The following is a 10129-nucleotide window of genomic DNA, read 5'->3' as shown; positions in this document are numbered from 1 at the left end:
CTTACCCGGCCTGGGATTCTTTGCCCGGTTTTTACCGGGCATTTTTATGCTTAGAACAGCTCGTGCGTTTCGCCGTTATCAATAATCTCTGTACCCACCTCATGCACCGCCTGCGTGGTTGGCTGCGTGCCTTCGATGAAATACTCGGCGCGGCTATTACCGCCATTAGCGAGCTGTCCGGTGCTACGGTCGATATTGACCGTGACCACACCCGGCGGTGGCGTCAATGGCTGCTCTGGTACGCCTTCAAGAACGGATTTCATGTACGCATCCCACGCCGGTTGCGCGCTTTTCGCGCCGCCTTCGTAGCCGGAAATCTGATCTTTAATCGCGCCGGATGCCGTGGTACGACCTAAGTCACGGCGATGATCGTCGAAACCGATCCACACCGAGGTCACTACGCCCGGACCGTAGCCGGAGAACCACGCATCTTTCGAGCTGTTGGTGGTACCCGTTTTACCGCCGATATCATGGCGCTGTAAATCGCGTCCCGCACGCCAGCCGGTACCCTGCCAGCCTGGTTCACCGAAGATGTTGGTGTTCAGCGCGCTCTTGATCAGGAACGACAGCGGCGTGTTGATCACATGCGGGGCATACTCCTGCGCGCCGGTCTGTGCAACCAGCGACTGGTTAGCCTGCTCCAGCTGTGGCTGCGGTACAACGATATTCGGCTGCTCCTGAGACACGGCAGGGTCTTCCATGTCCTTGTTTTCAAGCACCTCGGATTTCGGTGTATTGCCGTAAATGACCGGGATATCACACTCAGGGCAGGCAATTTTCGGTTTTGCCTCAAACAGCACGCCGCCCTGATCGTTCTCGATTTTACTGATGAAGAACGGGTCAACCAGGAAGCCACCGTTGGCCATCACCGAGTATCCACGTGCGACCTGAAGCGGGGTAAAGGAAGCGGAGCCTAACGCCAGCGACTCGGTGCGAACGATGTTCTGCGCCGGGAAGCCGAAACGCTGCAGATACTCTGCCGCATAGTCAACGCCCATCGCGCGCATGGCACGTACCATCACCACGTTTTTCGACTGTCCCAGACCCTGACGAAGACGAATAGGGCCGGCATATTCCGCAGGCGAGTTTTTCGGCTGCCAGTCGGAACCGGCACCAGCGTCCCAGCGGGAGATAGGCACGTCGTTAAGGATGCTGGCAAGGGTTAAGCCCTTATCCATCGCCGCGGTGTAGAGGAACGGCTTGATGTTGGAGCCAACCTGACGCAGTGCCTGAGTCGCGCGGTTGAACTTGCTCTGGTTGAAATCGAACCCGCCAACCAGCGCCATGACCGCACCATTCTGTGGGTTGATCGAGACCAGGGCCGAGTTGACGTCAGGGACCTGCGCCAGCCACCAGGCATCGCCCACCTTACGCACCCAGATTTGCTGTCCGGTCTGTACCACGTCGGTGACTTTACGCGGGGTTGGCCCTTGCAGAGTGTCCGAACGGTAAGGTCGTGCCCAACGCATCCCGTCCATACGCAGGGAGACGGAAGTGCCATCCGCCAGAGTCGCAACGGCTTCCTGAGGATTGGCCTGCGTCACGACAGCTGGGAGGAGCGGGCCATAGGTTGGCAGCGCCCTCAGCGTGCTGGTGATTTTTTTGCTGTCCCACGCGCTTTCACCCACTTTCCAGAGCACGTTTGACGGGCCGCGATAGCCGTGACGCATGTCGTAGTCCATCACGTTGTTGCGCACCGCCTCCTGAGCCGCCTGCTGCACTTTGCGAGTGACGGTGGTGTACACGCGATAGCCATCTTCATAGGCCTTGTCGCCATAACGGCTCACCATCTCCTGGCGCACCATTTCGGTCAGGTAAGGCGCAGAGAAGGCGATCTCAGGGGCGTGGTAGTTGGCGTCAATGACATCGTTGCGCGCCTGGTCGTACTCGCTCTGGCTGATATAGCCCTCGCTCAGCATACGTGACAGGACGACGTTACGACGCGAGGTGGCGCGATCGAGCGAATAGAGCGGGTTAAACGTAGAAGGCGCTTTAGGCAGACCGGCGATGGTGGCCATTTCGCTTAAGGTGAGTTGATCCACCGGTTTACCGAAATACACCTGTGCCGCAGCCCCCACGCCATAAGCACGGTAGCCCAGGTAGATTTTATTGAGGTACAGCTCAAGGATTTCGTCCTTGCTCAGCAACTGCTCAATACGGATCGCCAGGAACACCTCTTTGATCTTACGTATCAGCGTTTTTTCAGGGCTGAGGAAGAAGTTACGCGCCAGCTGCTGCGTAATGGTACTTGCCCCCTGGGAGGCATGACCAGAGAACAACGCAATGCTCGCGGCGCGGAAAATCCCCACCGGATCGACACCGTGGTGCTCGTAAAAACGGCTGTCCTCGGTGGCGATAAAGGCTTTCACCATTACGGGCGGAATTTGGTTTAAGGTCAGCGGGATACGACGCTTCTCGCCATACTGCGCCATCAATTCGCCATCGGCGCTATAGACTTGCATCGGGATCTGGAGCCGCACATCGCGAAGCGTGGCGACATCAGGTAGCTGTGGCTCAATATATTTGTACAAACCGTAAATCGAGCCTGCTCCCAGCAGAATGCAACAGACTGCAAGGATGAATAAATACTTTACGAACTTCACCGGAGATTTCCCATTTGGTTTCACTTGGGCAGTTTCTAAACAATCGCGCGGTAGTATAAAGGCAAGCCTGATTCATTGATATAGCCGTCACGGCGACGGGCGATAAGGAGATCGTGAAGCATGGCTTTCAAAACATGGCAAACGGGCGTTCATATTCAACAGGATAGGGTGCTGATTGCGGCGCTGGCCCGGGAGAGAGGCGGCTGGTGTTTACGCCGCTGGTGGGCATTCACTCTTGCTGAAGGCACGATTCGTGACGGCAAAATTTGCCAGCCGGAACAGCTGGTTGATGCGTTGCGCGACTGGCGAAAGACGCTGCCGCATTATCACCGGGTCTATCTCTCATTCCCAGCCGCGCGCACTCTGCAAAGGTCGCTTCCCCGCCCGGCGGTTGCGCTGCGCGACAGCGAACAGCTCTCATGGCTGGGCGCGTCGCTCTCGCGCGAACTGGAGATGTCCGCAGATACCCTCTGTTTCGATTACACCCAGGATACGTTCAGCAATACGTATCACGTCACTGCCGCACAAAACAAGGAGGTTGAAACGCTGCTGGCGCTGGCGAAAACACTACATTTGCGGCTGGCGACCATCACCCCGGATGCCAGCGCGCTGGCGAACCTGCTCCCTGCGGTAGCACCGACGCCGTGCGTCGCCTGGCGGGATCAGCATCAATGGCTGTGGGCCATGCGCCACCAGTGGGGACGTCGATACACCACTGAAGCAGAAAACGTCACTGAGCTGGCGGCGCTGCTGGCCCTCAACCCGAACGACATCGCGCTATTTGATACCCAACGGACGCCATGGGAAACCCTGCAACGCTGCCATGCTCCTCTCCCCGAATGCGGCGCTGACTTTACCGTCGCGCTGGCACTGGCTATGAGTGAGGAGCCTGAATGAACGTCACCAATTTCCTGCCCTGGCGTCAGCAGCGTCGCGCGCGATGCCTGCGTTTCTGGGGCGGCATGTTTATCAGCACGTCGCTGCTGATCCTCATGATCGTTTTCAGTCTGCGAATGAATCATCAGGTAACGCTGCGCGCGCTGCAAAGTCAGCTTGTGGGAACCCAGTCCGTGCAGCGTGGCCTTATGTCTCGCCAGAAACTGACCACCGTGACGCAGAAGCCTGCGGGCACGCTGCAACGACACGCATGGCAACCGGTGCTGGAATCACTTTCCCGCGCCATGCCCCCACAGGTCTGGCTGACAGAGCTGCGTTATCAGCCTCCCGCGCTGATGATGATCGGGTATGCCTCCACCCTTCCGGCTCTCTCTGCGCTGCGCAACGGGGTGGGACAACTCGCCGGCTTTATGCCCGGGCCTGAAGGGGAGCTTCGGCAGGATAGCCAGGGGCGCTGGATGTTCACGCTGTACCTGAAAAGCGAGGGGTAGCGCGTGGAGACATTGTTAGAACGCTGGTGTGATAGCCGCCCCTGGTGTCGGCTGATCTGCATGTGTCTGGGGATTTTCCTTGTGGGACTGGCAGCATGGAGCACGGTGCTTCGGCCAGTTGAGAGGGAGTGTACAGAGCGACAGCAGCAGCTGGTCCAGGAGGTGCGGACTAACGCGTCGCTGTGGCCTTCCGCCAGTAAGACAACGCTTCGTCCGGAAACCCAGACGGCACGGGAGATGATGCCATTTTCGCCGCTCGATTTTCAGGGTGAAGGAACAACGCTCCTGCACTGGAAGCCGTTGCAAAACGGCGGCGAACTGGCGCTGGAATCGGCGTGGCAGGCGATCCCCGCACTCTTTTCCCGGCTGGCACAGCGGGATGTGCAGGTCGCTGCTTTTACGATTTCGCCCCAAAGTACGGTGTTACGCCTGCGGCTGGAGCTGGAACATGCGAAATAGCGCGAAGGGCCTGCTGGTTTGTTCCGTGCTGTTATTGACCGGCATGCGCGATCCGTTTCGTCCGCCGGATGACCCTTGCGCTACGGGCGAGCTGGCGCAGTGGCACTACCGCGGAATGGTAGCCGGACAGCAGCGACTGGCTATTTTGCAGGACGGGCAACAGCGCTGGCATCGTATGAAAATGCACGATCGTTTTTCGGCGGGCTGGCAGATAACCGCCATCAATGAAACGGAACTGGTCATTGCCGTGGGGGAGACATGTGAACCCGGGCAATGGACGTGGCAACGAGAAGGAAAGGATACAAATGACGTTAAGGATAGTGCTGTTGCTGCTGGCGTTCAGCCACCCGCTGTGGGCCGCCGCGCCAAAGCCGGTCACGCTGGTGGTGGATGATGTTCCTGTGGCCCAAGTGCTCCAGGCACTGGTTACGCAGGAGAACCGTAATCTGGTGATATCGCCCGATGTCAGCGGCACGCTCTCGCTTAATCTGACGGGCGTCCCCTGGCGGCAAGCATTGCAGACGGTCGTTGCCAGCGCCGGGCTCGTTTTGCACGAGGAGCGCAGTATTTTTTATGTTCATACCCCGGCATGGCTGCGCGATCGGCGGGAACGTTTAGAGCAGGAGCGGGCGCGTCGACAGCTTGATGCACCGCTGATCTCCCAAAGCCTCCCTTTTTCATATGCGGACGCCGGGGAACTGCAAAAAGCCGCGGAAAAGCTTCTGAGTCCAAAGGGGAGTGTATCGGTCGACAAACGTACCAACCGCCTGCTGGTCAGAGATAACGCTGCCGCGCTGGAAGCGCTGCAGCAGTGGGCGTTGCAGATGGATATTCCCGTCGAGCAGGTTGAGCTGGCGGCGCACATTGTCACCATTAATGAAAAAAGCCTCCGTGAGCTGGGCGTGAAATGGAATCTCGCTGACGCTACCGAGGCGGGCAGGGTTGGACAGATTACGACGCTTGGCAGCGATCTGTCCGTGGCCAGCGCAACCAGCCATGTGGGGTTTAACATCGGGCGGATTAACGGCAGGCTGCTGGATCTGGAGTTATCTGCGCTGGAACAAAAACAGCAGGTCGATATCATCGCCAGCCCCCGGCTGCTGGCCTCGCATATGCAACCGGCAAGCATCAAGCAGGGCAGTGAGATCCCGTATCAGGTCTCCAGCGGCGAAAGCGGCGCGACCTCGGTGGAGTTTAAAGAGGCAGTACTCGGAATGGAGGTCACGCCGGTGGTATTGCCCGGTGGACGCGTGCGACTGAAGTTACACATCAGTGAAAACATGCCGGGACAGGTGTTGCAGCAGGCTGACGGTGAAACGCTGGCCATCGACAAGCAGGAGATAGAAACCCAGGTGGAGGTCAAAAGTGGAGAAACGCTGGCGCTGGGCGGGATTTTCTCGCAAAAGAATAAAACCGGCAGTGACGGCGTACCCGGGCTTAGCCGCATCCCCTGGCTGGGACAACTTTTTCGCCATGATGGAAAAGACAATGAACGGCGTGAGTTAGTGGTGTTTATTACACCACGTCTGGTGGCTATTCACTGACGGGTAACGATCCCCGCAATGATTTTGCATTCAGTTTGTTGCAGATGTTTGACGTGGGGCATGAATTAGCATACAAGGAGTACCGATTTGAGTTGGACTTACGTCTTATTACCTTATGCGACCGGCGTGGTGATTTAATCAGTTGCCAAACAAGCCGGAGTATTGAGATAATTTTTAGTCTGACTCTCGCTCTATTGCATATGAGGTTTCAGTTCATGTCCTGCTACGCCGGGTGTCTGCGAAGCGGGGATTACCATTAACGAATAGTCTTAGTAGTACCGATAAAATGGCAGAGAAACGCAATATCTTTCTGGTTGGGCCTATGGGTGCCGGCAAAAGCACTATTGGGCGTCAGTTAGCTCAACAACTCAATATGGAATTTTACGATTCTGATCAAGAGATTGAGAAACGAACCGGAGCTGATGTGGGCTGGGTTTTCGATGTAGAAGGCGAAGAAGGTTTCCGTGACCGAGAAGAAAAAGTGATCAACGAACTCACGGAAAAACAGGGCATCGTACTGGCAACAGGCGGCGGCTCTGTGAAATCTCGCGAAACCCGCAACCGTCTCTCCGCCCGTGGCGTAGTGGTCTATCTTGAGACGACCATTGAGAAACAGCTGGCACGTACGCAGCGCGATAAAAAGCGCCCGTTGCTGCAGGTTGAAACGCCACCTCGCGAAGTTCTGGAAGCGTTGGCCGATGAACGCAATCCGCTGTACGAAGAGATTGCCGATGTGACCATTCGCACTGACGATCAGAGCGCTAAAGTGGTTGCAAACCAGATTATTCATATGCTGGAAAGCAACTGATTCTGGCTTTATATACACTCGCCTGCGGGTAAAGCATTAAAGGTGGATGTCGCGTCATGGAGAGGATTACAGTTACTCTCGGGGAACGTAGTTACCCTATCACCATCGCGGCTGGTTTGTTTAACGACCCAGCTTCCTTTTTACCACTAAAAGCGGGTGATCAGGCGATGCTGGTCACCAATGAGACGCTGGCTCCGCTTTATCTCGACCGCGTACGCCACCTGCTTGAGCAGGCAGGCGTTAAAGTCGACAGTGTGATTCTGCCCGATGGCGAGCAGTATAAAAGCCTGACGGTACTGGATACCGTCTTTACCGCATTGCTGCAAAAACCGCATGGTCGCGATACAACACTGCTTGCCCTGGGCGGCGGTGTTGTGGGCGATCTGACCGGCTTTGCGGCCGCAAGCTATCAACGTGGCGTTCGTTTTATTCAAATCCCGACCACGTTGCTGTCACAGGTCGACTCCTCTGTCGGCGGCAAAACCGCAGTCAACCATCCGCTCGGCAAAAACATGATTGGCGCGTTCTACCAACCCGCATCGGTCGTGGTGGATCTCGACTGTCTGAAAACCCTGCCGACGCGCGAGCTGGCTTCGGGTCTGGCTGAAGTGATCAAATACGGCATTATTCTGGATGGCGAGTTCTTTAACTGGCTGGAAGAGAATATGGATGCGTTGTTGCGCCTGGATGAAGCAAAACTGGCATACTGCATTCGTCGTTGTTGTGAACTGAAAGCAGAAGTTGTCGCCGCAGACGAGCGTGAAACCGGCTTACGTGCTTTACTGAATCTTGGGCATACGTTTGGTCACGCCATTGAAGCCGAAATGGGTTACGGCAACTGGTTGCACGGTGAAGCCGTCGCAGCCGGAATGGTCATGGCAGCCCGCACCTCTGAACGTCTGGGTCAGTTTCAACCGGAAGAGACGGCACGTATCATTGCGCTGCTTGAACGTGCAGGTTTGCCGGTAACCGGGCCGCAGGAGATGTCGGCGCAAGCGTATTTACCCCACATGATGCGCGATAAAAAAGTATTGGCAGGTGAGATGCGTCTTGTACTCCCGCTTGCAATAGGGAAGAGTGAAGTGCGCGGCGGAGTGTCGCACGATGTCGTTCTTGGCGCTATCGCTGATTGTCAGCAGGCGTAACAACTAGAAAGGTCAGGCCACTTTTACCGGTGGTCGTTTAGCTTCAGGCGAAATGCAAAGACGTAGGCATAAGCCTTTGAGTGGGGTGTTAAATGGATGAATTCAAACCAGAAGACGAGCTGAAACCCGATCCCAGCGATCGTCGTACTGGTCGTTCTCGTCAATCTTCAGAACGTGATAACGAGCCGCAGATCAACTTTGACGATGTTGAACTGGATGCAGACGATCGTCGCCCTTCGCGTAGCCGCAACGCGCGTGATGAGCGAGAAGAAGAGGATTATGAGTCCGAAGAAGATTCAATGGACGAACAGCCTGTAGAGCGTCGCCCGCGTAAACGTAAAAAAGCCGCTGCGCAGAAACCGGCTTCCCGCCAGTATATTATGATGGGCCTTGGCGTTTTGGTGCTTGTGCTGCTGATTGTTGGCATTGGCTCCGCGCTGAAAGCACCGTCAACTAACTCAACCGAGCAGACGGCTTCTACTGAGAAGAGCATTAATCTTTCCGGTAACGATGCGACGGATCAGGCGAACGGTGCGCAGCCAGCGCCGGGCACCACTTCCGCTGAGCAGACTGCCAGCAACACCACGACGCCGCAGGATGTTTCCCTGCCGCCTGTGTCATCAACCCCAGCTCAGGGCCAGGCTCCCGTTACGCCTGAAGGCCAGCAGCGTGTAGAAGTTCAGGGAGACCTGAACAATGCACTGACGCAGCCACAGAACCAGCAGCAGGTTGATAACGTTGTGGTGAACTCTACGCTGCCAACTGAACCTGCAACCGTTGCGCCGATTCGCGGTGGTAACGCTCAGCCGCAAACTGCGGCGACGGAAACCAAGCCGCGTCAGACGCAAACGGCGACACGTCCTGAACGTAAGCAGGCGGTGATTGAGCCTAAGCGTGAAACCAAACCTCAGGCCGTAGTCAAAGCGCCTGAAGTGAAAGCCGCACCGACACAGCCGAAACACACGGCTACAGCTGCCGTGAACGAGCCGGCCAAAGCGCCAGTCACGCAGACTGCACCGAAAGCGACGGCGACCACAACGGCACCGGCGGCCACCACTGCGCCTGCCGCGACGGCTTCCAGCACGACAGCAGGCAAAACCGCAGGCAACGTCAGCTCGCTGAAATCTGCGCCATCCAGCAACTACACGCTGCAGTTGAGCAGTTCGTCTAACTATGACAACCTCAACGGTTGGGCGAAGAAATCAAATCTGAAAAACTACGTGGTTTATCAGACGACCCGAAACGGTCAACCGTGGTATGTGTTGGTTAGCGGGGTTTATGCATCCAAAGATGAAGCGAAACGTGCCGTGGCGTCGCTGCCTGCAGATGTTCAGGCTAAAAACCCATGGGCGAAGCCGATTCATCAGGTTCAGGCCGATCTGAAGTAATGTTTAAAGCGCAGGATGCTGTCGGAGCTTTCTCCACAGCCGGAGAAGGTGTAATCAGTTAGTCAGCATGAAAAAAAATCGCGCTTTTCTGAAATGGGCAGGGGGGAAATACCCCCTGCTTGATGATATTAAAAAGCACCTGCCAAAAGGCGAGTGTCTTATCGAGCCCTTCGTGGGTGCAGGATCGGTGTTCCTGAACACCGATTTTTCTCGTTATATCCTCGCGGATATCAACAGCGACCTTATCAGCCTCTATAACATCGTCAAACTGCGTACCGATGAGTATGTAGAAGAGGCGCGTAAGCTGTTTACGCCTGAGAACAACAACCCTGACGTCTACTATCGGTTCCGCACGGAGTTTAATCAGAGCCAGGATCCGTTCCGCCGCGCTCTGTTGTTCCTCTATCTCAACCGTCATGGTTACAACGGCCTGTGCCGGTATAATCTGCGTGGTGAATTCAACGTGCCGTTTGGTCGTTATAAGCGCCCGTACTTCCCGCAGGACGAGTTATATCACTTTGCTGCAAAAGCGCAGAATGCAGAGTTCCACTGTCTCTCCTATGAGGAGTGTATGGAACTGGCGGGCGTAAATTCGGTGGTTTACTGTGACCCTCCGTACGCCCCGCTGTCGGCGACGGCGAATTTCACCGCCTACCATACCAACAGCTTCAGCCCGGCCGAACAGGCGCGTCTGGCGGAGATGGCGGAAAAGCTGGTCAGCAAAAGAATTCCGGTGTTAATTTCGAATCACGATACGCCTGATACGCGCGAATGGTATAAAGCCGCGAAGCATT

The 10129-nt window shown here is 56.2% G+C and carries 10 protein-coding genes; 9 read left to right on the top strand and 1 reads right to left on the bottom strand.

The features are described from left to right. Window positions 1–50: 50 nt before the first annotated feature. A complete protein-coding gene (gene mrcA / locus L977_RS06480) occupies window positions 51–2603 on the bottom strand; it encodes a peptidoglycan glycosyltransferase/peptidoglycan DD-transpeptidase MrcA (RefSeq protein WP_014885532.1) in 2553 nt (850 codons plus the stop codon). 120 nt (window positions 2604–2723) lie between these two features. Here mrcA and L977_RS06475 point away from each other — a divergent pair, with 120 nt between their 5' ends. The 9 genes from L977_RS06475 to dam form a co-directional block, all read left to right on the top strand. Further along, window positions 2724–3500 carry a hypothetical protein gene (locus tag L977_RS06475; protein WP_047625354.1) on the top strand — a complete coding sequence of 259 codons (777 nt, stop codon included), beginning with the start codon at window positions 2724–2726 and terminating at the stop codon, window positions 3498–3500. Further along, window positions 3497–3991: a PilN domain-containing protein gene (locus L977_RS06470; protein WP_045134911.1), complete on the top strand. Its 495-nt coding sequence runs from the start codon at window positions 3497–3499 to the stop codon at window positions 3989–3991. Before L977_RS06475 ends, L977_RS06470 begins: the two co-directional genes overlap by 4 nt. A gap of 3 nt (window positions 3992–3994) precedes the next feature. Beyond that, window positions 3995–4450 carry a HofO family protein gene (locus tag L977_RS24440; protein ID WP_047625351.1) on the top strand — a complete coding sequence of 152 codons (456 nt, stop codon included), beginning with the start codon at window positions 3995–3997 and terminating at the stop codon, window positions 4448–4450. After that, window positions 4440–4844: a HofP DNA utilization family protein gene (locus L977_RS06460; protein ID WP_047625350.1), complete on the top strand. Its 405-nt coding sequence runs from the start codon at window positions 4440–4442 to the stop codon at window positions 4842–4844. Before L977_RS24440 ends, L977_RS06460 begins: the two co-directional genes overlap by 11 nt. Continuing rightward, a complete protein-coding gene (gene hofQ / locus L977_RS06455) occupies window positions 4756–5994 on the top strand; it encodes a DNA uptake porin HofQ (RefSeq protein WP_047625348.1) in 1239 nt (412 codons plus the stop codon). The genes L977_RS06460 and hofQ overlap by 89 nt, the downstream gene beginning before the upstream one ends. Before the next feature lie 286 nt (window positions 5995–6280). Further along, window positions 6281–6802 (top strand): shikimate kinase AroK, encoded by a 522-nt coding sequence (aroK, locus tag L977_RS06450; RefSeq protein WP_003861630.1) that lies wholly within the window; start codon window positions 6281–6283, stop codon window positions 6800–6802. 56 nt (window positions 6803–6858) lie between these two features. Continuing rightward, window positions 6859–7947, top strand: a complete 1089-nt coding sequence (aroB, locus tag L977_RS06445) for a 3-dehydroquinate synthase (RefSeq protein WP_047625346.1) — start codon at window positions 6859–6861, stop codon at window positions 7945–7947. Window positions 7948–8039: 92 nt separating this feature from the next. Then, window positions 8040–9335: a cell division protein DamX gene (damX, locus tag L977_RS06440; protein WP_014885525.1), complete on the top strand. Its 1296-nt coding sequence runs from the start codon at window positions 8040–8042 to the stop codon at window positions 9333–9335. Window positions 9336–9402: 67 nt separating this feature from the next. Then, window positions 9403–10129, top strand: a 727-nt coding sequence (dam, locus tag L977_RS06435; protein WP_047625344.1) for an adenine-specific DNA-methyltransferase, incomplete at its 3' end; no start/stop codon positions are given.

The sequence above is a fragment of the Enterobacter sp. ZOR0014 genome, assembly GCF_000798855.1.
Classification (GTDB): domain Bacteria; phylum Pseudomonadota; class Gammaproteobacteria; order Enterobacterales; family Enterobacteriaceae; genus Enterobacter; species Enterobacter kobei.
Note: the sequence above shows the minus strand (reverse complement) of the source record. Positions and strands in the feature narration are given on the sequence as shown.

Coding starts and splice junctions, on each gene's coding strand:
- L977_RS06475 (WP_047625354.1), top strand. CDS start 2,724: ATGGCTTTCAAAACATGGCAAACGGGCGTTCATATTCAACAGGATAGG.
- L977_RS06470 (WP_045134911.1), top strand. CDS start 3,497: ATGAACGTCACCAATTTCCTGCCCTGGCGTCAGCAGCGTCGCGCGCGA.
- L977_RS06460 (WP_047625350.1), top strand. CDS start 4,440: ATGCGAAATAGCGCGAAGGGCCTGCTGGTTTGTTCCGTGCTGTTATTG.
- hofQ (WP_047625348.1), top strand. CDS start 4,756: ATGACGTTAAGGATAGTGCTGTTGCTGCTGGCGTTCAGCCACCCGCTG.
- aroK (WP_003861630.1), top strand. CDS start 6,281: ATGGCAGAGAAACGCAATATCTTTCTGGTTGGGCCTATGGGTGCCGGC.
- aroB (WP_047625346.1), top strand. CDS start 6,859: ATGGAGAGGATTACAGTTACTCTCGGGGAACGTAGTTACCCTATCACC.
- damX (WP_014885525.1), top strand. CDS start 8,040: ATGGATGAATTCAAACCAGAAGACGAGCTGAAACCCGATCCCAGCGAT.